Genomic DNA, 20,603 nt, shown 5'->3' with positions numbered 1-20,603 from the left:
ATGGGGATGAAACTACTCCGCTTGAGTAAAGAATTCGTTATTTATCTGTTTATCGCCATTGTGATTGCCTTAGTGGTGGATTGGTATCGAAGTAAAGATATGCCGACAGAGTCCGCTCCTCCATTTGCGGCAACGTTAATGAATGGTGAGCAAGTCGATGTTATCGCTCAAAGCTATGAGTCTCCGGTGATTGTCTATTTCTGGGCGACTTGGTGTGCAGCGTGTAAATTTGTGAGCCCAACGGTTGATTGGATTAGTCAATATTATCCAGTTGTTGCGGTTTCAGGCTCTTCTGGCCCCAATGAGCGCGTTAGCCACTTTCTTGCTCAAAAAGGTTATGACTTTGCCAACATTAACGATCTTGGTGGCGATCTGTTTAGAAAGTGGGGTATCTCAGTGACTCCAACCATTGCCATCATCAAAGATGGTCAAGTAGAAACCATTACAACTGGAATTACCACTCCACCAGGTTTGTTAGTTCGCACTTGGTTGAATCAGTAGGAAAAGAATATGTTTAAGAAAATTACTTTAGTGAGTGCATTGTCATTGGTTATGTTAGCGCCTACTGCATTTGCTGAAACCCAACAACAGAAAATCGATGCGATTGTCGATATGTTGCAAGATAACCCGGAAGTGGTTGATACCTTGCATGAAAGTTTGGCCGCTTATATTGTTCAGCAGCAGCAGTTTAAAGAGGTGGTTGCCAGTAGCCAAAACTACATTAAAAATCCAAACCACACCTTTATGGGGGCAGAGAATCCAGAGCTGACCTTAATTAACGTGACAGACTACAGCTGCCCTTATTGTAAGAAGCTTGATGTGGAACTAGAGAAGCTAGTTAAAGCTTTCCCACAAATTAAAGTGGTTAACCTATATGTGCCTTTAAAAGAGGGAATTTCTGATCTTAACTCTGCATCTTTCGCATTGAATGTTTGGAAAAATGACAAAGAGAAGTATCAAAAGGTGCATGAATTGTTGGTGAAAAAGCCAGGTTCTCACAATCCGATGTCATTGGCGATGGTCGCGAAGAAAACCGGAACAGAGCAATACTTGAAAGCGGATAAAGCCATTGAGCAACAGTTAGCAGAAAACTATGCATTGTTTAATGGTTTTGGGCTTCGAGGTACGCCGGCTCTGATCATTGGTGAAGAAGTGATCCCTGGTTACGTTCCATATGATCAGCTTGAAAAGGTGCTAGAAGAAAAACTCACCCAGTAATTGAGTGAAAGGTTAGATATAAAGAAGCCTCCAATTTAGGAGGCTTCATTTCTATTGGGTGAAGAGTACGGAGTACCTAGAGCGTGTGTTGGTGCTCTGCGATCAGTAGATCCATAGCCAGCTCTGCTTTCTCGTAAGCTTCGCCAAATGTCTCTGTTTCACCAAACGCCTCTACCACCTCGTAGTAGCATTTCAGTTTCGGCTCAGTGCCTGACGGGCGAACAATCACTCTAGCGCCCCCGGAGAGGTGATAAATCAACACATCACTCGCTGGTAAGTCAATGTTTTCGGTGCGGCCATCAGCGTAAGTCTTGGTTAACGCTTTAAGATCTTCAATGCTTTCAACGTTGCGACCCGCGATTTGACTTGGTTGATCTGCACGTAGTTTGTCGCCAATTGGTGGTGCTTTAGGATCTAGTGCCGTACTGTGCTGGGCATTGATGTACATACCATGTTGGCGGTAAATCGTTTCAAGTTGATCCCAAATGGTTTTGCCTTGTGTTTTTAGTTCTGCCGTTAGTTGGGAGAACGCAACCAGAGCAGATAAACCATCTTTATCCCAGACTTTATTACCTACTGTGTAACCTAGCGCTTCTTCGTAAGCAAACAAGAATTGCTTTTCTGGCGTCTGCTTTTGCATCGCAATATTGGTTAACCATTTAAAACCCGTTAAGGTTTGGTAATACTCTGCGCCAAATGCTGCAGCAATCTTACTCAGTAGAGTAGATGACACTATGGTGTTACCAACCAAGTGTTTCGCTGACTCTGTTTTGCTCAGCAAGTAGTGACCAAATAGGGAACCGACTTGGTCACCGGTTAGCATTTGGAACTCACCATCCGCTTTTTTCACTGCCACTGCGAATCGATCTGCATCCGGATCGTTAGCACAGGCAATATCGGCATTATTTGCTTTCGCGAGAGCGACCACCATATCCATTGCGCCAGCTTCCTCTGGGTTCGGGAAGTTGACGGTAGGGAATGCACCATCGGGTTCACGTTGCTCTTTTACACTGTAAACCTTGGTAAAACCTGCGTCGGCGAGTAGGGTCTCTGCCATGTTCGCACCAACGCCATGCATTGCAGTATAAGCAACGCCGACGGCCTCAGGTTGCTGGTGGTTGCCGAGCAAAGCATTACCATTCATTGTGCTGCGATAAGTTTGGTAGTAATCCTCTTTTAGCCAAACCAACAAGCCGTGTTTTTCCGCATCATCCAGGCTCATTAGTGGCACAGGTTTCGCCGCGGCGATGTCTATCTCTTTGGCAATACCAGAGTCATGCGGCGGAATAATTTGCGCACCGTTTTCCCAGTAAACCTTAAAGCCATTGTATTCTGGTGGATTGTGGCTTGCGGTGACCACAACAGCGGCAGCGGTATTAAAGTGATGAACGCCAAAAGCAACGATAGGCGTTGCGGCTACATCATGAGTTAGATAAACCTTGATCCCCAGTGAGGTGAGAACAGACGCAGTGTCATGGGCAAACTGCATGGAATCTGGGCGGCCATCATAGCCTATGATCACACCGCGGTTAGTGGCATCTTTAACTTGTTCGATCAGGTAGTGACCAAGCCCCGTCGCCGTTTCTTGGATCACCAAACGGTTCATTCGATTAGGGCCGCAGCCAACTTTACCACGCAAGCCGGCAGTACCGAACTCTAAGCGCTGGCTAAAGCGGTCTTCTAGCTCTTCAAACTGCTTTTCATCAATTAAATGTTGGAGTTCTTCACGGGTACGTGGATCAGGATCTTTTTCTAACCAATGAGTGACTTGTTCCATCATAGTTTGTCTACCTTTCTAATTCGTTATACCAAGTGTATGACATTTGCCAGAGTATATCTGATAACGATTATCATTTGCGAGTGCGCAATCGCTAAACTACATCGACGCGGTGCAAAATCGCATTAGCACTTTCTTGCACAATCGAAAAACGCCAACTAGTTTTTATTAACATAAATATAACAAAATTAATCAAATTTGCTGTTTATACGGAGTTTTCAAAGCCCACAGACTGGATTGGACTTTTTTGCAACTGAAGTCCGCTAGGGTCTCAAAGCAACCATCACTTGATGGAAAAGGCAGAGGAGAGGTCTTTTGAAAGGATTAAAGGTTACCGTGTGGCGACTGATCAAATGGATGTGTGTTGGCTTTGTTGCTCAACTATGTTCGACATCTTTAGCGATTGCCGAAGAGAACACCTACAACATGACGAAAGGTGTAACGGACATTAGTGGCAAAGTGTATGACTTACACATGCTCATCTTTTATATCTGTTGCGCTATCGCTGTTGTGGTCTTTGGCGCGATGTTCTATTCCATGTACCACCATCGAAAGTCAAAGGGCGCTGTCGCTGCTCACTTCCATGAAAGCACCAAAGTCGAAGTCATCTGGACGGTGATTCCCATCATTATTTTGGTTTTGATGGCTATTCCTGCGACAAAAACCTTGGTGGCGATGGAAGATACCTCTCAGTCGGATCTGACGATCAAAATTACTGGCTCTCAATGGAAGTGGCATTACAGCTACTTCGACGAAGAAGTTGAGTTCTTTAGTTTGCTCGCAACAAGTCAGAAAGCGATCGATGGCATTGAAGAGAAAGGGGCGCACTATCTGCTGGAAGTGGATAACCCACTTGTGCTGCCGATCAATCGCAAAGTTCGTTTTCTTTTAACTTCAGATGATGTGATCCACTCATGGTGGGTGCCTGATTTTGCTGTGAAGAAAGACACCATTCCCGGTTTTATTAATGAAGCGTGGACTCGTATAGATAAACCCGGCGTTTATCGCGGCCAGTGTGCAGAGTTATGTGGTAGAGCCCATGGCTTTATGCCAGTGGTCGTTCATGCGATGGAAGAGGCCGATTACGAACAATGGCTCATGGATAAAAAAGCGGAGATTGCTAAGGCGAAGCAAGAAGCCGCAGCCTCATTAACCGCGACGTTATCGAAACAAGAGCTGATCGAACTAGGTACTCAGGTCTATGTTGATCGATGTGCCGTCTGTCACCAAGCAAATGGTGCAGGTATCCCTGGCGCATTTCCTGCCATTACGGGGAGTAAAATTGCGACAGGTGATATCGCAACGCATATCGATACGATCGTAAATGGTCGACCAGGAACCGCGATGCAGGCATTTGCGAATCAATTAACTGATAAAGAGATCGCCGCTGTGGTGACTTATCAACGAAATGGTTTGGGTAATGATACGGGAGATGTCATTCAAGCATCTGACGTAAACGCATTCAAAGCCGAGCAATCTGGAACATCTGAGGAGGGCCAATGAAAACGTCCAAACCTGAGTTAGCAGAAAACATTAAATCAGCTCCTGCGGCGGACGCAGATTTAAGCCGAGCAAGCAGTGCTACTTTAGTGGATGAGCATGACCATCACGAAGCTCCGCAAGGCATCACAAGATGGCTCTATTCAACCAATCATAAAGATATAGGGACGCTGTACCTTTGGTTTAGTTTTATCATGTTCTTAACCGGTGGTGCGATGGCGATGATCATTCGTGCAGAGCTGTTCCAACCGGGTCTGCAATTGGTTGAGCCGCAGTTTTTTAATCAGATGACCACGGTACACGGCTTAATCATGGTATTTGGTGCCGTGATGCCTGCGTTTACGGGCTTAGCAAATTGGATGATACCTATGATGATAGGTGCTCCTGATATGGCATTGCCACGCATGAACAATTTGAGTTTTTGGATCTTACCTTTTGCCTTTTTGATTCTGATTGCCTCACTGTTTACTGAAGGGGGCGGCCCTGATTTTGGTTGGACTTTCTACGCACCACTCTCAACGACTTATGGCCCAGATAGTACCGCGCTGTTTGTATTCTCAGTTCATATTATGGGTATTAGCTCAATCATGGGGGCGATCAACGTCATTGTAACGATCGTTAATATGCGAGCTCCGGGGATGACGTGGTTCAAGATGCCAATGTTCGTATGGACTTGGCTAATTACAGCGTTTCTGTTGATAGCTGTGATGCCGGTTTTAGCAGGGGCGGTGACCATGATTTTGACCGATAAGTACTTCGGCACGTCATTCTTTGATGCGGCAGGTGGTGGTGATCCTGTGATGTTCCAGCATATCTTCTGGTTCTTCGGTCACCCCGAAGTGTACATCATGATTTTACCTTCTTTCGGTATTGTCTCAGCGATCATTCCCGCGTTCAGTGGTAAGAAGTTATTTGGCTACCATTCAATGGTTTACGCGACATGTAGTATCGCCCTGCTTTCATTCTTAGTTTGGGCACACCACATGTTTACGACCGGTATGCCAGTCTTTGCCGAGCTTTTCTTTATGTACTGTACCATGTTGATTGCGGTGCCGACGGGGGTGAAGGTATTTAACTGGGTTGCCACCATGTGGCGGGGTGCAATGACATTTGAAACGCCCATGTTATTCGCCATTGCGTTTATTATCTTGTTTACTATCGGTGGTTTCTCTGGGCTGATGTTGGCGATTGTACCGGCTGATTTCCAATATCATGATACTTATTTTGTGGTGGCGCACTTCCATTACGTACTGGTATCAGGGGCTGTGTTCTCTATTATGGCGGCGGCCTATTATTGGTTGCCTAAGTGGACAGGGCACATGTACGACCATAAATTGAGCCTCTGGCATTTCTGGTGCTCTGTCATCTCTGTCAATGTACTGTTTTTCCCGATGCACTTTCTCGGGTTAGCCGGTATGCCGCGCCGTATTCCGGATTATGCGATCCAATTTGCCGATGTGAATCAAATCGTCTCCATTGGTGGATTTGCATTTGGTCTTTCGCAGCTTATTTTCTTATGGCTAGTGATCAAATGTATCCGCGGTGGTGAGAAAGCTAAAGCGCGCTCATGGGAAAGAGCAGAAGGCTTAGAGTGGACGGTACCAAGCCCAGCGCCTCATCATACCTTTTCAACGCCACCAAAAGTGGACTAGGGAGGCGTTATGCAGGGAAGCGCGAATCCAAATAGAAAACTGACGCTAAAACTATTGGCGGCAACCGTTGCCATGTTTGGCTTTGGTTTTGCGCTTGTCCCACTTTATGACGTGATGTGTGATGCGTTAGGAATCAACGGAAAAACCAATACAGAGTCTGCGCTACAACCACAAGGTATGGTTCCTGACACATCACGTCTCATACGCGTTGAATTTATGGCCCATCGAAACCAGGGGATCCCTTGGTCTTTTGAACCGAAACAAACATCGATGGACGTTCATCCGGGCCAAGTGATTCAAACGGCCTATTTCGCCCAAAACCTATCAGCTAATGAAATTGTCGGCCAAGCCGTGCCTTCTGTTTCTCCTGGTTTAGGCGCCACTTACTTTAATAAAATCGAATGTTTCTGCTTTAACCAACAACCATTGGCTGGGCAAGGTGAGGCAGAAATGCCTCTGATTTTCTATATCGAGCCAGATATTCCAGACTCAATACATACGCTGACCTTGTCATACACGCTTTACGACATTACTCAAAAAGCGGGTGAAAGCCTTGAAGTTGCGCAGGTGAACATGACGAAAGGTTCGAGCGATCCATTGCAAGGAGCAAAAGAATGAGCTCAAAACATCCCTCATATTATGTACCTGCGCAAAGCAGTTGGCCTATTGTTGGAGCCGTTTCACTATTCTTGATCGCCGTTGGCGCTGGGTTGACGGTGCAGAACATGGCTGAAGGCGGTGATGGCAGTGTGTTTGGTAAGTTGATCTTGCTTAGCGGATTTTTGTTTTTGTTGTACATGTTTGCCGGTTGGTTTAGCAACGTGATTACTGAGTCCATGTCTGGTAAATATTCGGCGCAGATTTCTCGATCATTTCGCCAAGGAATGAGTTGGTTTATTTTCTCAGAAGTGATGTTCTTTGGCGCGTTTTTTGGTGCGTTGTTTTATGCACGTATGATTTCTGTTCCTTGGCTAGGTGGTGCAAGTAATAATTTAATGACCCACGAAGTGCTATGGCCTACTTTTGAGGCATTGTGGCCATTGACATCGACACCAGACGGTACAACCACAGAAGCAATGAGCTGGAAAGGGATACCGCTCATCAATACGCTGCTTTTGCTTACTTCCTCAATTACGTTGCACTTAGCTCATACCGGACTTGAGAAGAATCAACGCATGGCTTTGATTGTGTGGTTAGAAATTACCATCGTGTTAGCTTGCTTCTTCCTTTATTACCAAGGAGTGGAGTATGTACACGCTTATCAAGACCTCGGGTTGACGCTGCAGTCTGGAGTGTATGGCAATACCTTTTTCTTATTGACGGGTTTCCATGGCATGCATGTGTTCTTGGGGACTACGTTTCTGATCGTACTGCTGGCGAGAGTGGCTAAGGATCACTTTACGCCGAAAGATCACTTTGCGTTTCAAGCAGGCAGTTGGTATTGGCACTTTGTTGACGTGGTTTGGTTGTGTTTGTTCGTCTTCGTTTATGTTATTTAGGGCTCAATTAAGCCGCTGCTGGGGCGGCTAATAAGGGCGAACGTTAGGATCAATAAAACCTGTCAGTAGGGCAGCAACCATAAGGACGACGGCTAATGCGGAAAGAAATACACGTCGACCGAGGTAGAAGCTCATAGGTTTGTCTTGTTCGACTTCTTCTTCGTTTTCCTGTGGGCCTTTGACCATTTCAAACATAGCGCGAGCCAAATTGAAGATGATGAATAGTAGCAATACCACGAGTAATAGTTTGAATAGAAATACCATGAGGGTGTCCTTATGTTATCTATTAAAGAGACCAAGATTTTGGCTTGGCTTGTTATTAACTGTGGTTGTGTTTTCGATATTGATCAACTTAGGTTTATGGCAGCTTTCCCGTGGTCATGAGAAAGTGCTGTTAGAGCAAAGCCTTAGCGAGCGAGAATTTTCTGCCAATATTGAGTTAGCAGAATTAGACATCAACCAGTATCGATACCTGACCGGACTACGAGCTACGGCAGAGTTAGAGCCAATTCCTGGCAAGTATTTGCTATTAGACAACCAAACCTATCAAGGCAAAGTTGGCTATCTTGCTCTTCAATTGATGCGTATAGATTCCCAGCAAAGCGTGCTATTTGAGGTCGGTTTTGTGGAAGCGGAAAAGCAGCGCAATCAGTTGCCAAATGTAATTTGGCTAGATGAGCCTGAGCGTTATGAAGTCAGAATCTACCAGCGTTCAGCCAACCCGTTGAGCAATGAACTTCATCTAGAAGCTGGAAAAGTGGGCCGAATCCAAAATTTAAATATCACTGCGCTGGAAGCTGTTTGGCAGCAATCCATTGCCCCTTATGTGGTTCAGCCTCAATTAGAAGGTTGGCGCTATCCTCAACCTTGGCAGCCCATTCCATTGAGTTCAGAAAAACACTATGGCTATGCACTTCAATGGTTTTCGATGGCTTTGGCGTTATTGCTACTCAGCTGTTGGGTGTTATGGCGAGCATTGAGAAAAGGAGATTCCAATGAGTAATTCTGTATTACGAGGTCGAATAATTTTTATCGCTTTGGTCTTGATGTTCGCTCTACCGGCCATTCTTGCCAAGACGATTCTCATCAACGATTGGTATCAATCTGGTGTGACAAATCGTGGCGTCCTTGTTGAGCCGACGGTGAGCTATCAGTCATTGGGCGTTAACAATCCCTATCAAGGTGAGCAATGGCAGCTTGCTTATATGATTCCTGAAAAGTGTGATGATTTTTGTCAGCAACAGATATATCTGTTGGGACAGAGTCACCTAGCGCTTGGTAAGTACCAGCAGCGCGTTTCACCAGTACTGATTGTGTCTAAGGGAAAATACTCTCCCGTAGAGCAAGCGCAAACATTCGATACGATTTTGGTAGATGATGAGTTTGCACCTGTGTTGTCAGAGTCTGAATTTGTGATTGTTGATCCGTTAGGTCAATTAGTGATGCGCTATCCGAAGGTTGAATCGCAAGAACAACTGGTTAGCCAGAGTAAAGATGTGCTCGCTGATCTACGTAAGCTGTTGAAGCTGTCCCGCGTAGGTTAGTTCTTTCGTCATGGAATGATAAAAGAGAGGAGTAGAGTCGATGAAAACGATCAATTTAGTGCGGCTTAGCTTAGTGTTAACCCTTGTCGTGATTATGCTTGGCGCCTATACGCGTTTAGCCGATGCGGGTTTAGGTTGTCCGGATTGGCCGGGATGTTATGGTCAACTCACTGTGCCAAATGAAAAACATGAAATCGCATTGGCTCAAGCTTTGTACCCATCATTGACGGTTGAAGCTAATAAAGCTTGGCTTGAGATGATTCATCGTTATTTTGCAGGCACATTAGGCATTGCTGTGTTTGTGATTACTTTCCGTTGTTTAAAAGAGAAAAGCTTGTCATATGGCTTACCTATAACACTCTCATTAGTGATTGTTTTCCAGGCATTACTTGGCATGTGGACGGTCACCATGATGCTGATGCCTATTGTGGTCATGGGGCATTTGCTGGGTGGATTTACGCTGTTTTGTCTGTTAAATGTGCTCTATTGGCGGCTCAAAGATCGAGAAGAGGTTGAACCTCAAAGCATATCGACATCGTGGGCTTTGAAGGTGCTCTCTATGGCAACATTAATCGTAGTGATATTGCAAATTGCTTTGGGCGGTTGGACATCATCAAACTATGCTGCCCTAATGTGTACAAGTTTACCCGTTTGCCAAGGTGACTGGATGAGTTACCTCGATTTCGCTACCGCTTTTCAATTGATTCAACCTGCGCAAGAGAGCTATGAATTTGGCACGTTAGATTATGGTGCAAGGATGACGATTCATGTCACTCACCGTTTTGGTGCTGTCGCAGTGACGTTATTTGTATTAACGCTGATCTATCAATTATTCGGTCAAAATCGTCCTCGTTTCACAGCTGCGGCATTGAAAGTCAGTGCCTTACTGCTATTGCAGCTCATGTTAGGAGTGAGCAATGTGCTGTTTAGTCTTCCGCTTGTAATTGCTGTCGCACACAATGTCGTCGCAGCGCTGCTTCTCGTTTCTATTCTACATGTTAATTACCTATTGCTAACCAGCGCTAATCAAAGCCGAACAGTAAATGATCTATTAGATAAGGAGAGCCTACGATGAGTAAAACGCTAAGCTATGCTGCAACCCCAGATAGATCCGTTTGGCGTGTATATCTGACGCTAACCAAACCCAAAGTGGTGGCGCTTATGTTGCTTACCGCTTTGGTGGGTATGTGTTTGGCTGTTCCTGGCTCACTACCGGTTCAACAAACGGTATTGGGATTACTAGGGATCGGTTTGATGGCGGGATCGGCCGCTGCATTCAATCATCTTATTGATCGACGTATCGACGCGATAATGGCGAGAACTTATAAACGCCCATTACCATCAGGCAATATCAATGCAGTTAATGTATTCGTGTTTGCGAGCGCAATTGGTGTACTTGGTTTTGTGGTGCTCTATGCATGGGTTAATTCGCTAACGGCTTGGCTCACCTTTGCAAGTTTGCTTGGCTATGCAGTCATCTACACCATGTACCTAAAAAGGGCGACACCGCAAAATATTGTGATTGCGGGAATAGCGGGTGCAATGCCGCCGCTTCTTGGTTGGACTTCTGTTACTGGAGAGCTTCACGCCAACGCTTGGTTACTCGTCATGATCATCTTCATTTGGACGCCTCCTCATTTTTGGGCGCTGGCCATACATCGAAAAGAGGATTACGCCAAAGCAGATATTCCAATGCTGCCAGTCACGCATGGCACTGAATACACCAAAACGTCAATATTGCTGTATACCGTTTTACTGGGTTTAGTTTGTTTGATGCCCGCGCTGGTGGGTATGAGCGGTGCTGTTTATTGGATCGGTTCGATTGCTCTAAGTTTAGGATTTATCGGCTATGCGTGGAAGTTAAAGTACAACCCAGATGAGAAAACGGCCATAGAGACTTTTAAGTTTTCCATCTATCATTTAATGGCGCTGTTTGTTCTACTACTTATTGACCATTATTTAACCTAGGCGACTTTTAACTGACATCGACATGGGTTAATCTTTGCGGCCCTTAGGAGTTTAGTTGATGTCTATGTTGTCTGTATCTGATTTGTTTAGTAAAAGACTATTGTTGTTAGTGAGCTTGGTTGTTATTGGTGGTGGCGCTTCACTCGCTAAGTCGTTTGATATTCATGGACAGATTATAATTGGGCTTGAGCATATGGTGGGCGGTGATTGGGCGATGCATCTTATCGTCGCGACAACGTTAGGCTTTTTTGCTTCATGGGCGACACCGAAAAGCTATTATCAATACTCTTCTATCCCTTTTTCTCCTTGGGTGGGGTTACTGCTTGTTGCCGTGAGTATTGATGAGTTCTCTCAAATGTACTTACCCCTACGACAATTCTCTTGGACTGACTTAGGTATTAATTTATCTGGCGTTTTGATGGGCAGCGTCGTCTATATGTTTTACATCAGCTGCCGTTACCCAAGTTATTTGCGTTGATGGCGTAAGGTGTTGAGTTCGAGTCTTTTGAAAAATAGCGATAAGAGCAGACAAATCGCTAAGTAGATGAAGCCGACCAGTAACCAAATCTCGAAAATTAGCCCTGATGAGTTGGCGATCTCCGTGCCTACGAATGTCATTTCTTGTATTGAAATCAACGAGACAATCGATGTGTCTTTCACTAAGGATATAGCCTGTCCTGCTAAAGCGGGTGTGATGGTAATCAATACTTGCGGTGCGATGATATAACGATATTTAACCCAAGTTGAAAGCCCGAGCGAATCTGCGGCTTCCCATTGTCCCTTCGTAATATTCGCTAGTCCTGAGCGGACAATTTCAGCGACGTACGCAGAAGAGAGAATACCGATACAAAGAACCCCTGAAACTAAGTTTTCCCAGAGCGTAGCAGGGCCAAACAAAAATGCTTGTAACGCATTGATATCGCCGGAATGACCTCGGAGTAATTCAGATAAACCAAGCAATGGAATCAATTGGTTTGAGATAAAAAAGTAGAAGATGAAAACGAATACAAGTGGTGGAATGTTCCGCACCAGCTGAATGAATGCGTTAATTGGCGCTTTGATTAGCTTCAGTCTAGATTGTCGCGCAACGCCCAAAGCGGTCCCGAGGGTAAATGCCAGAAGCATTCCCCAAACACTCAAACGAAGTGTGGCAATTAAACCCTGAAAAAAATAAGGGAGTGAGCCATCAGCACGAGAAGTAAAGACAAGTGATAGTGCATCACCCCAGCGCCAGTGATAATTGACGCCGATTGATGAGCGGTAATAAAGCCAACAGCCCACAAGGGCAATGATCACAAGAAGAATCCCATCCAACTTATTAAGTCGTAACTTGCTTTTGGGCGCTTCCATATATTCAGCTGTGTCTGTTTTGCTCACTTTAATACCGCTATACATTCGTTCTAATTTTTGAAGGGCTATTGTCTTATGTTATTGACCAGTAGCAACCTGACTCTGCCAATCTAGAGTAGAGAACCAGTACTCATAACGCTCACTTAACCAGCCATCATCGGTTCTTGCTTGGATCCAATTATCGAAGAAAGCTTGCTTGTCCGACTCACCTAAACGCACAGCAAAAGCTTCGTTACCTTTTGAAAGGCGCTCTGTGAATGGTATAAACAGTTTGTCGCTATTTTTTACCGCTTCATGCTCTGGTTTTGGGCTTGATGCAATCACCGCGTGCGCATTGCCATTGATAACTTCTTGGAAGGCTTGAGCATCGTCGTCAAACTGAAGAATTTTCGCTTTCGGGAAGGTTTCACGTGCTACCTGAACCGTAAAAGCGCCACGGCGTGCTGCAATTTTCACACGACGCGAATTGAAGTCGCTAAACTCTGAAAAGCCATCAGCTAACTCACGGTTTGCCGCAACTTGAACGCCTGAGTGGGAGTATGGAGTAGTGAAAAGTACACTTTTTGAACGCTCAGGGGTGACGCTCATTCCACCAATGATGACATCAAACTTTTGGGCTAGTAGAGCTGGAATAATACCATCCCACGCAGTCGGTACAAATTCGACTTTCCAACCAGAGTCGGCAGCCAGACGTTTGGCAACGTCTATTTCGAAGCCGATCAGTTCGCCCTGAGTATTTCGCATTGCCCATGGTACAAAAGTAGACATGCCAACACGCAGCGTTCCTCGGTCATTGATTTTATCAAGATTGGGAGTATCTGCCGCTAAACTAGGTAGAGCGATCGCCAAGCCAAGTAGAGCCGTAATAGCCCCTTTGAATCGTTTGGCAGACAGTAATTTTCGTCCTAAGTGATACATAGTGGTTCCTTTTTATTGTGTACGCCAACTTGCGCCTAGTCGATGTTCAAGCAAAGCCGACAAGGCAGATAGAGAAAGTGTTAGTAGCAAATATATCCCAGCGACGGTAAACCATATTTCAAATGGCATGGCAGTCTCAGAAACGATATTCCGTCCCTCTGTGGTGAGGTCAAAAATCGCCATGACAGAAACAATGGATGAGTTCTTTACAAGCGATATTACTTCATTGGTTAAAGCAGGTAACGTTCGCTGTAACAACTGGGGAATGATCACATCGTAATAGGTATGAAAAGGGCTTAACCCTAAAGATTTCGCCGCTTCGAATTGACCTTTAGAAATACTGTTGAGACCGCCTCTGAGGATTTCAGCCGTGTAAGCGCCTTGAAAAAGAGATAAAGCAAGCACTGCGGTAGAAAAGCGGTCTAAGCCGATGACTGGACCAAACACAAAATAGAGCAGGTAGATTTGTACCAACAAGGGCGTATTTCGAATCAGTTCAATATAGCCAGTGGCGACAGCGCGCCCAACCACCGAATCAGAAAGCTTCAGCATGGCTGTTCCTAATCCAATGACTAAGGTAAACAATAAACTGATGGCGGATATCTTAATAGTGACAAATAGCCCGTCAATTAGCTCTGCAGGCCACCATTCACCATCTTCGTAAAACGCAATGTAATCGGGCACACGATCCCATTGCCATTGGTAGCCCATTGACTGAGCACCAGATTCAAGTAGCCACCATAAACCTAAGCCGAGTAAGGTTATCTGAAGTAGGGCTGAAAAAACAGGTTTAAGAATTTTGAGCATTTCTAATGGCTAAGTATCTGGTTTAAAAACTGTTGAGTACGAGGATGTTGAGGTGCAGAAAATATCTGCTCAGGAGTCGCCATCTCTAATACTTCGCCTTGATCCATAAAGATCACTCGGTGGGCTACTTTTCTTGCAAAGCCCATTTCATGGGTCACACACATCATAGTGATACCATCGCTGGCAAGATCGACCATCACATCTAACACTTCTTGTATTGTTTCGGGATCAAGTGCTGACGTTGGTTCATCAAATAACAAAATTTCTGGCTCCATGCACAATGAACGTGCGATGGCGACACGCTGCTGCTGTCCTCCAGAGAGTTGAATCGGGTATTTGCTCGCTTGTTCGCTGATGTTTACTCGCTGTAGATAGTGCATTGCTCGATCTGTTGCTTCTTGCTTTGACAGTTTTAAGGTTCGAATTGGCGCAAGGGTAAGATTCTCTAACACCGTCAAATGAGGAAAAAGGTTGAAGTGCTGAAAGACCATGCCGACTTTACCTGCTGGCGTATCAACGATGGGCTGATTAAGGACAGATATTTCTCCTTGCGAGATGGATTCCAGTCCATTCACCGTGCGAATGAGTGTGGATTTGCCAGAGCCAGAAGGTCCACAAATAACTAGAATTTCACCTTTGTTAACCGTGAGGTTGATATTTTTTAAGGCTTGGAAGTTTCCATACCATTTGTTGACGTTTGTAAAATCGATGGCGTTCATGCCGGAGCTGCTTTCTTTTTTATATTGCTACTACCATAGCAATATCATAGAGATATTGCATCCTGTGTAGGGTTCTTCTTCACTTCTAGGAAGGGATATTTGCCGGAAAAATTGGGTGTAATGTAATTTTTACAGATCTTGTAAAATGTAAAATAACAAGAAATATTGCCTTTTGATGCAAATAGTGGTTGCAAGCATCGTTTTTGATAGATAAGTTACAAGGAACAGGAATAACAACGTTGAGCATTTATGCACCAACTTATTGGGTGCTGGCGCTCAAGCCAAGAAAATAGGAAGTAGTAGCAATGTTCCAGACAGATGATGTTCGAATCAGCAAAGTAAAAGAATTATTACCACCAGTTGCAGTTTTAGAGAAGTTTCCAGCAACAGAAACGGCTTCTTCGACGACATTTCGTTCTCGTGAAGCTATTTCAAATATCCTAAAAGGCGAAGATGATCGCTTACTTGTGATTGTCGGCCCTTGTTCGATTCACGATACTGAGGCGGCGATTGAATACGGTAAGCGTCTTAAAACGCTGCGTGATGAGTTAGGCGATCGCCTTGAAGTGGTTATGCGCGTTTATTTTGAAAAGCCACGTACTACGGTTGGTTGGAAAGGTCTAATTAACGACCCTTACCTAAACGACACCTTCAAAATCAATGATGGTCTTCGTATGGGCCGCAAGCTACTGCTTGATCTGACAGACATGGGTTTGCCAACGGCAAGTGAATTCCTTGACATGATTACACCGCAATATGTGGCAGATCTTATTAGCTGGGGTGCTATCGGCGCACGTACGACAGAGTCACAAGTACACCGCGAACTTGCTTCTGGTATCTCGTGCCCTGTTGGTTTCAAAAATGGTACAGACGGCAACATCAAAATTGCATCAGATGCGATCCGCAGTGCGAGTGCCTCACACCATTTCTTGTCCGTTACTAAGTATGGTCACTCTGCGATTGTTGAAACGGCGGGTAACCCTGACTGTCACATCATTCTTCGTGGTGGTAAAGAGCCTAACTATAGCGCGGAGCATGTTGGCGCGATTAAGAGTAAGCTAGAAGCATCAGGTCTACCACAGAAAGTCATGATTGATTTCAGCCATGCAAACAGCTCTAAACAGTACCAGCGTCAAATGGTCGTAACAGAAGACGTTGCTGGCCAAATTGCAGGCGGTGAAGATGCTATCTTCGGTGTAATGATTGAATCGCATCTTGTTGAAGGTCGTCAGGATCTGGTTGATGGTGAAGCGCCTACATACGGTCAGTCGATTACCGATGCATGTATCGGCTGGGATGATACTGAGAAAGTACTTCGTCAATTGGCGGAAGCAGTGCAAGCTCGTCGCAACAACAAGTAAATTGTTCTCTAATAGAAAAAGCTCCTTATTGGAGCTTTTTTTGTTTTGTTGGAGAGTTTATTTGCCAACGAATGCAACTACAACCTTGTCATCAGCCAATTGGCGTGAGAAGACGTAAGCAGATTCATTGTTAAGCACTTGGTGATGACCGGCACCAATTGCAGGATGGCGCTGTCTAAATTGCCCTAGTACTTGCCAGTGATCGAGCAACGTTCTACGCTCTGAATCAAGCTTCCAGTTCATATCAGAACGCGTGCCTTGATGAAAGTCATCGGCGTAAGGACCAAGTTCTCGTGCTATCTCATCCCCGTAGTACACTTGAATCGCCCCTGGGCTGAGTAGTAGAGCACTTGCCGCATCACGTTGCATTTCCATTGATTTGAATCGATCAAAAAATAGCTCTGTATCGTGTGATGACATGTAACTGACGGGCGTAAAATCCGGTGTTTCCTGCATCGAATCGGCATAGTTCTGATAGGTATCTTGCATTTGGCTTAAACATGCCGCGCCTTTATCAAGCTTTTTCTGCATATCAAAATTGATTAGCGCATCGAAGCCGTCATCGACATAAGGAGAGCGGTAAGCAGAATGCCCCCAAACCTCGCCCATCATCCAAAATGGTTCGCCTTGTTGGCCATTGCTTTCTCGCCATTGACTTAGGCTGTCACTTGCTGATTCTTTCAAGCGTTTCCAGACTTCGCCCTCGACATGCTTAACGGTATCAACTCGGAAGCCGTCGATGCCAAAACGTTTGACCCAATCCGCTTGCCATTCAATGAGATAATCCGCGACGGTATAGTTCTCTTTTGATACCACTCTTGTGCCAGGGTTGTTAAGTAGCCATTTCGGCGGCGTCACTTTTTTATCGGATTCGGTTAAAAAGTCAGGCAAACCAGCAAGTGTCATAGTGATGTCGCTAGAGCCCGGTTTTGCATAGCCTGGCAAGCCTGAACGGACCCAATCTGCGCCCCACCAATCTCTCCATTGCTGCGACTGATAATCTATCGCTTGATGGTAACTGTGCCAGGTTTCTCCAGTTTTTGGAGCCCAGTGAGCCCATTGTTCAGGTAATGTTTTGTTATCGACGACTTGAATGTTATCGAACTGTAGATCGGCTAAGGTCGAGTAACCAGAGTGGTTGATAACCGCATCGAGAAAGATCTTGATACCGCGCTTGTGAGCCTCAGATACTAGCTTTTTCAAGTCTTCATCATCGCCAAAGTTTTGGTCGATTTTGGTGAAGTCACGAGTCCAATATCCATGATACGCGTAGAATGGGAAGCTACCTTTTTCGCCCCCTCCGACAAAGCCGTGGACTTGCTCAACAATCGGTGAAAGCCAAATGACGTCAGTACCCAAGCTCTGAATATAGTCGAGCTTCTCTATTACACCTTTAAGGTCACCACCGTGAAAGGTTCCTACCTCTTGTTTACCATCTTTTTGTCTGCCATAGCTTAGGTCGTTACTCGGATCGCCGTTTTTGAATCGGTCAACCATGACGAAATAGATGTTGGCGTTGCTGTAATTAAAAGGCTGTGACTGTTGCTCGGCTTTTGCGGGCTCTAACAGGATAAGCCCTCCGCTGTCTTTCGCTGGCGTAAGGCTAACTTTGCCTTCTTTCACTATCACCATTTGGTGTGAGTATGCTTCTCTCAACTGTGTTCCATCAGGGAAGCTATTGCCAAGGTTCAGGGTGACGTCACCACCTGTATAAGCTTCACATTGGACGTTTGGAATAGGGCGCTTAAATACGGTTTTAGTGCTTTTCTTCGCTTCTCTAGCAATTGAAATCGTTTGGTTATCTGCATTGAAAGCAAATGAGTAGTCCCCAGCAAAGCGAACATTAAGGTCAAGTAAGGTTTCGGAACCACAGTTTAGAAACAGCGGCTTTCTGAATTTAACTTTTTGGCCTTCTGGTGCGGAGCAATTTCCTTCGAGATCGCTGATTTTTATTTGATATTTTTGTTTTGTCATCGGGACGACAACGGGCTCCTCAGTATTGAGAGGAAAGTTTCTGCTGGTCGTTGTCGTGGAAATGGAAAGAGTGGGTTGAGCGCTAACGAAGGTGCTCGTCAGTATTAGACCCAGGGCGATGGTAAGGTTCGAATGTTTCACGCTTCATCCTTGTTGTTATGAATTTTTATTGATCATAAAGGGAAGCGAATGGGTCGACATCATTCTCCACATCTACGCCCTAAAGCGTGCAGTGGGTCACATACAAAATAAAGTGAGTCACTGATAAGTAATTTATCGGTCTGTCGTGTTGTAAGTTTTTTATGGTGTGATATTCTATTTTTCGTAATGGTTCTCAGCGTAACGGATTACGCACTTCAGGCTTTAAATTGATTCGGGCGGTTTGCCCGATTTTTTTACCTGAATTATTCGGACATATCTTATTCACTCTCCCAGCGCGGTATTGGCTTAGAAGCAAGCAAAGCACTGTGCGTCATATTGTAAAACTCCACTAACTCTTTTGGTTGAATTGGCCTTGCATAATAGAAGCCTTGTATATATTTAACCCCAAGCATTTTTAGTATTTCGATTTGATGTTCAGTCTCTACGCCCTCCGCAATAATTTTCATGTTAAGTTCGGTGGCAAGCTGGATCATGGATTTTAATACAGGGGTGATATCCGTTTCTGGGTGAAGGCTTTTAATAAAAACTTGATCGATTTTTACTACGTCAAAATTAATCAATCTAATTAGATTTAGACCTGAGTACCCGGTTCCAAAGTCATCCATCGCGATATCAAAACCTAAAGATTGAATCATGTTTAAATGAAGCAAAGCGGTATCCAATTGCTCAGCACTTAAATCTACGTTTTCAGTGAGTTCCAGTAAGATAGAGTTAACAAAATGAGGGTAACGTTTGGCGTAGTTTTCTAGATAGAGAACAAACTCAGGCTCGACAATCTGGTAGCGGCTGACATTGATACTGATATAACTCGATTTCGAGTATTCTGGGTTGTGCTTTAAGAAACGAGTAACCTCTTTTAAGGCATATCGCGTTATTAAATTAATGACTCCCAACTTCTCGGCTAATGGAATAAATTGTTCAGGAGATATTTGGCCTTGGGTGGGATGGTTCCAACGTACGAGCGCTTCACTTCCAACCACTTTACGTGTGTTGATATCAACAATGGGTTGTAAAAATAGCTCTATTTGCTCCTGACGAATAGCATTTACTAGCGAATGTTCAATCGACCTTTTTGCCAAGGTTTGGTAGCGAAGTATCAGATAGATGAGCGACAGAACCAAAGCAATCGAAATTGTTTCACCAATATGTTTTAAGTAGTGGTATTGGTAGGACTCGCTAGTCAGGAAAATCGTTATCGTAAATGGATAAAGGTGAGACGAAAAACTGTATAGATTTTTCTTTTGTAGGTCTTGATTGTGATTACTCTGAATCACTTCGTTAAGAACTTGAATTTGATAGCCAAATTTCTGTTCTTCAAATTGTGGTGACACCAGTTCTAAAAACTGCTGAGGGTGCAGTAGGGCATTAATGCCAGTGTGTTTATCTCTGGAAGAGTAGATAAAAAATGTCTTGAACTTGCTTTTAGATTTCATCAAGGAAATGGTTATATGCTTGGGTGATGCTTCAATTCTTTGCAGTGTTGAGTTAAACAACCTGATGCTTGTACGCCCTTCGTTACTCGTGCAGTAAACCACCCCATCTTTGTAGAGCCCTATCTCTTTTATCATTCGAGAATTAAAAACTTTTGAGCGTAGTTCGAGCTTGTCTTGCTGGCTGCAATCTTCCCCTACTGATTGCTGCAAGATTTGTAGTTTGCCTGCGACATCATCGATGTAAATCTCGAGCTCTTTAATCGAGTTCTTACCATCGCTAAGTACATGTTGGCGAAGCTGATGGTGATTGAAGGCTGCGGCTAATAGAAAAACACAAGCGAAAATCCCGCCGATTGGAATAAGCACAGGAAAGTGATGACCAACCGTGTTTAGCCATTTGCGAATGTTAGAAATCGGTTGTTTCATACGTTGTATCTTTGTTACCTAGTTTTGAACACTATAGGGGTATATTCGAAAAAGATATGTGTCAAATTAGTATGATACGAATACAATCACGAATATGAGTATAATTTGCACTCTTAAATCTCACTTTTGATACAAAAAGCTCGTTATGAGTTTTTTGTTATTAACTCAATGGGTTAGCCGAAGTCTAACTTTATCATCACGTTCTATACTAATAGAGGCACTTTGTTGTGATGTTTTGTGCCTCAAAATGGTCGCAATAAATTATAAATTTGTTACCTTTGACTGATAATTTTAA

Annotated in this window: 20 protein-coding genes; 12 read left to right on the top strand and 8 right to left on the bottom strand. The window is 44.4% G+C overall.

Features of this window, described 5'->3' with window-relative positions:
• Together GVO60_RS01155 and GVO60_RS01150 are read left to right on the top strand one after the other, a co-directional pair.
• Window positions 1-501 (top strand): protein disulfide oxidoreductase, encoded by a 501-nt coding sequence (locus GVO60_RS01155; RefSeq protein WP_159650729.1) that lies wholly within the window; start codon window positions 1-3, stop codon window positions 499-501.
• Between the two features lie 9 nt (window positions 502-510).
• The gene (locus GVO60_RS01150; RefSeq protein ID WP_159650727.1) at window positions 511-1,218 is read left to right on the top strand and encodes a DsbA family protein; all 708 of its coding nucleotides are present in this window, start codon (window positions 511-513) and stop codon (window positions 1,216-1,218) included.
• Window positions 1,219-1,294: 76 nt separating this feature from the next.
• Here the strand turns inward: GVO60_RS01150 and GVO60_RS01145 are convergent, their stop codons facing one another.
• The gene (locus tag GVO60_RS01145) at window positions 1,295-2,998 is read right to left on the bottom strand and encodes a phospho-sugar mutase (protein ID WP_159650725.1); all 1,704 of its coding nucleotides are present in this window, start codon (window positions 2,996-2,998) and stop codon (window positions 1,295-1,297) included.
• 354 nt (window positions 2,999-3,352) lie between these two features.
• On the opposite strand from GVO60_RS01145, the gene coxB reads away from it, so the two are divergent.
• The 4 genes from coxB to GVO60_RS01125 are packed head-to-tail and all read left to right on the top strand — an operon-like array spanning window position 3,353 to window position 7,646.
• On the top strand, window positions 3,353-4,498 hold the full coding sequence (gene coxB / locus GVO60_RS01140) for a cytochrome c oxidase subunit II (protein ID WP_159651407.1): 1,146 nt from the start codon (window positions 3,353-3,355) through the stop codon (window positions 4,496-4,498).
• Window positions 4,495-6,147 carry a cytochrome c oxidase subunit I gene (ctaD, locus tag GVO60_RS01135; protein ID WP_159650723.1) on the top strand — a complete coding sequence of 551 codons (1,653 nt, stop codon included), beginning with the start codon at window positions 4,495-4,497 and terminating at the stop codon, window positions 6,145-6,147. Before coxB ends, ctaD begins: the two co-directional genes overlap by 4 nt.
• Before the next feature lie 9 nt (window positions 6,148-6,156).
• Window positions 6,157-6,765, top strand: a complete 609-nt coding sequence (locus tag GVO60_RS01130) for a cytochrome c oxidase assembly protein (protein ID WP_159650721.1) — start codon at window positions 6,157-6,159, stop codon at window positions 6,763-6,765.
• Window positions 6,762-7,646 (top strand): cytochrome c oxidase subunit 3, encoded by an 885-nt coding sequence (locus tag GVO60_RS01125; protein WP_159650719.1) that lies wholly within the window; start codon window positions 6,762-6,764, stop codon window positions 7,644-7,646. Before GVO60_RS01130 ends, GVO60_RS01125 begins: the two co-directional genes overlap by 4 nt.
• 27 nt (window positions 7,647-7,673) lie before the next feature.
• Here the strand turns inward: GVO60_RS01125 and GVO60_RS01120 are convergent, their stop codons facing one another.
• The gene (locus GVO60_RS01120; protein WP_159650718.1) at window positions 7,674-7,910 is read right to left on the bottom strand and encodes a DUF2909 domain-containing protein; all 237 of its coding nucleotides are present in this window, start codon (window positions 7,908-7,910) and stop codon (window positions 7,674-7,676) included.
• Window positions 7,911-7,977: 67 nt separating this feature from the next.
• Here GVO60_RS01120 and GVO60_RS01115 point away from each other — a divergent pair, with 67 nt between their 5' ends.
• Genes GVO60_RS01115 through GVO60_RS01095 form a run of 5 tightly spaced genes read left to right on the top strand, consistent with a single transcriptional unit; the run spans window position 7,978 to window position 11,636 of the window.
• Entirely contained in the window at window positions 7,978-8,649 is a 672-nt protein-coding gene (locus GVO60_RS01115) for an SURF1 family protein (protein WP_307761760.1), read from the top strand.
• Window positions 8,642-9,190, top strand: coding sequence for a redox-active disulfide-containing membrane protein (locus GVO60_RS01110; protein ID WP_159650714.1), 549 nt, complete (start codon window positions 8,642-8,644; stop codon window positions 9,188-9,190). The genes GVO60_RS01115 and GVO60_RS01110 overlap by 8 nt, the downstream gene beginning before the upstream one ends.
• Before the next feature lie 40 nt (window positions 9,191-9,230).
• The gene (locus GVO60_RS01105; protein ID WP_159650712.1) at window positions 9,231-10,265 is read left to right on the top strand and encodes a COX15/CtaA family protein; all 1,035 of its coding nucleotides are present in this window, start codon (window positions 9,231-9,233) and stop codon (window positions 10,263-10,265) included.
• Window positions 10,262-11,158, top strand: a complete 897-nt coding sequence (cyoE, locus tag GVO60_RS01100) for a heme o synthase (protein WP_159650710.1) — start codon at window positions 10,262-10,264, stop codon at window positions 11,156-11,158. Before GVO60_RS01105 ends, cyoE begins: the two co-directional genes overlap by 4 nt.
• Before the next feature lie 58 nt (window positions 11,159-11,216).
• The gene (locus tag GVO60_RS01095) at window positions 11,217-11,636 is read left to right on the top strand and encodes a VanZ family protein (RefSeq protein WP_225874881.1); all 420 of its coding nucleotides are present in this window, start codon (window positions 11,217-11,219) and stop codon (window positions 11,634-11,636) included.
• Here the strand turns inward: GVO60_RS01095 and GVO60_RS01090 are convergent.
• The 4 genes from GVO60_RS01090 to GVO60_RS01075 form a co-directional block, all read right to left on the bottom strand.
• A complete protein-coding gene (locus GVO60_RS01090; RefSeq protein ID WP_159651405.1) occupies window positions 11,624-12,508 on the bottom strand; it encodes an amino acid ABC transporter permease in 885 nt (294 codons plus the stop codon). The genes GVO60_RS01095 and GVO60_RS01090 overlap by 13 nt on opposite strands.
• Before the next feature lie 78 nt (window positions 12,509-12,586).
• Window positions 12,587-13,426: a transporter substrate-binding domain-containing protein gene (locus GVO60_RS01085; RefSeq protein WP_159650708.1), complete on the bottom strand. Its 840-nt coding sequence runs from the start codon at window positions 13,424-13,426 to the stop codon at window positions 12,587-12,589.
• Between the two features lie 12 nt (window positions 13,427-13,438).
• A complete protein-coding gene (locus GVO60_RS01080; RefSeq protein WP_159650706.1) occupies window positions 13,439-14,233 on the bottom strand; it encodes an amino acid ABC transporter permease in 795 nt (264 codons plus the stop codon).
• Between the two features lie 2 nt (window positions 14,234-14,235).
• Complete coding sequence (locus tag GVO60_RS01075; protein WP_159650704.1) at window positions 14,236-14,952, bottom strand: amino acid ABC transporter ATP-binding protein; 717 nt, start codon at window positions 14,950-14,952, stop codon at window positions 14,236-14,238.
• Window positions 14,953-15,257: 305 nt separating this feature from the next.
• Here GVO60_RS01075 and aroG point away from each other — a divergent pair, with 305 nt between their 5' ends.
• Window positions 15,258-16,313: a 3-deoxy-7-phosphoheptulonate synthase AroG gene (gene aroG, locus GVO60_RS01070; RefSeq protein WP_159650702.1), complete on the top strand. Its 1,056-nt coding sequence runs from the start codon at window positions 15,258-15,260 to the stop codon at window positions 16,311-16,313.
• Window positions 16,314-16,370: 57 nt separating this feature from the next.
• Here aroG and GVO60_RS01065 read toward each other — a convergent pair whose 3' ends face one another.
• On the bottom strand, window positions 16,371-18,407 hold the full coding sequence (locus GVO60_RS01065; protein ID WP_371862428.1) for an alpha-amylase: 2,037 nt from the start codon (window positions 18,405-18,407) through the stop codon (window positions 16,371-16,373).
• Between the two features lie 299 nt (window positions 18,408-18,706).
• The gene (locus tag GVO60_RS01060; RefSeq protein ID WP_159650698.1) at window positions 18,707-20,308 is read right to left on the bottom strand and encodes an EAL domain-containing protein; all 1,602 of its coding nucleotides are present in this window, start codon (window positions 20,306-20,308) and stop codon (window positions 18,707-18,709) included.
• Between the last annotated feature and the right edge of the window lie 295 nt (window positions 20,309-20,603).

This window comes from Vibrio atypicus (genome assembly GCF_009811315.1).
Classification (GTDB): domain Bacteria; phylum Pseudomonadota; class Gammaproteobacteria; order Enterobacterales; family Vibrionaceae; genus Vibrio; species Vibrio atypicus.
This window is presented reverse-complemented; position numbering and strand designations above follow the sequence as displayed.

Bases quoted from the DNA above. Each gene is read 5' to 3' on its own strand.
- GVO60_RS01155 (WP_159650729.1), top strand. From the start codon at position 1: ATGGGGATGAAACTACTCCGCTTGAGTAAAGAATTCGTTATTTATCTG.
- GVO60_RS01150 (WP_159650727.1), top strand. From the start codon at position 511: ATGTTTAAGAAAATTACTTTAGTGAGTGCATTGTCATTGGTTATGTTA.
- GVO60_RS01145 (WP_159650725.1), bottom strand. From the start codon at position 2,998: ATGATGGAACAAGTCACTCATTGGTTAGAAAAAGATCCTGATCCACGT.
- coxB (WP_159651407.1), top strand. From the start codon at position 3,353: ATGTGTGTTGGCTTTGTTGCTCAACTATGTTCGACATCTTTAGCGATT.
- ctaD (WP_159650723.1), top strand. From the start codon at position 4,495: ATGAAAACGTCCAAACCTGAGTTAGCAGAAAACATTAAATCAGCTCCT.
- GVO60_RS01130 (WP_159650721.1), top strand. From the start codon at position 6,157: ATGCAGGGAAGCGCGAATCCAAATAGAAAACTGACGCTAAAACTATTG.
- GVO60_RS01125 (WP_159650719.1), top strand. From the start codon at position 6,762: ATGAGCTCAAAACATCCCTCATATTATGTACCTGCGCAAAGCAGTTGG.
- GVO60_RS01120 (WP_159650718.1), bottom strand. From the start codon at position 7,910: ATGGTATTTCTATTCAAACTATTACTCGTGGTATTGCTACTATTCATC.
- GVO60_RS01110 (WP_159650714.1), top strand. From the start codon at position 8,642: ATGAGTAATTCTGTATTACGAGGTCGAATAATTTTTATCGCTTTGGTC.
- GVO60_RS01105 (WP_159650712.1), top strand. From the start codon at position 9,231: ATGAAAACGATCAATTTAGTGCGGCTTAGCTTAGTGTTAACCCTTGTC.
- cyoE (WP_159650710.1), top strand. From the start codon at position 10,262: ATGAGTAAAACGCTAAGCTATGCTGCAACCCCAGATAGATCCGTTTGG.
- GVO60_RS01095 (WP_225874881.1), top strand. From the start codon at position 11,217: ATGTCTATGTTGTCTGTATCTGATTTGTTTAGTAAAAGACTATTGTTG.
- GVO60_RS01090 (WP_159651405.1), bottom strand. From the start codon at position 12,508: ATGGAAGCGCCCAAAAGCAAGTTACGACTTAATAAGTTGGATGGGATT.
- GVO60_RS01085 (WP_159650708.1), bottom strand. From the start codon at position 13,426: ATGTATCACTTAGGACGAAAATTACTGTCTGCCAAACGATTCAAAGGG.
- GVO60_RS01080 (WP_159650706.1), bottom strand. From the start codon at position 14,233: ATGCTCAAAATTCTTAAACCTGTTTTTTCAGCCCTACTTCAGATAACC.
- GVO60_RS01075 (WP_159650704.1), bottom strand. From the start codon at position 14,952: ATGAACGCCATCGATTTTACAAACGTCAACAAATGGTATGGAAACTTC.
- aroG (WP_159650702.1), top strand. From the start codon at position 15,258: ATGTTCCAGACAGATGATGTTCGAATCAGCAAAGTAAAAGAATTATTA.
- GVO60_RS01060 (WP_159650698.1), bottom strand. From the start codon at position 20,308: ATGAAACAACCGATTTCTAACATTCGCAAATGGCTAAACACGGTTGGT.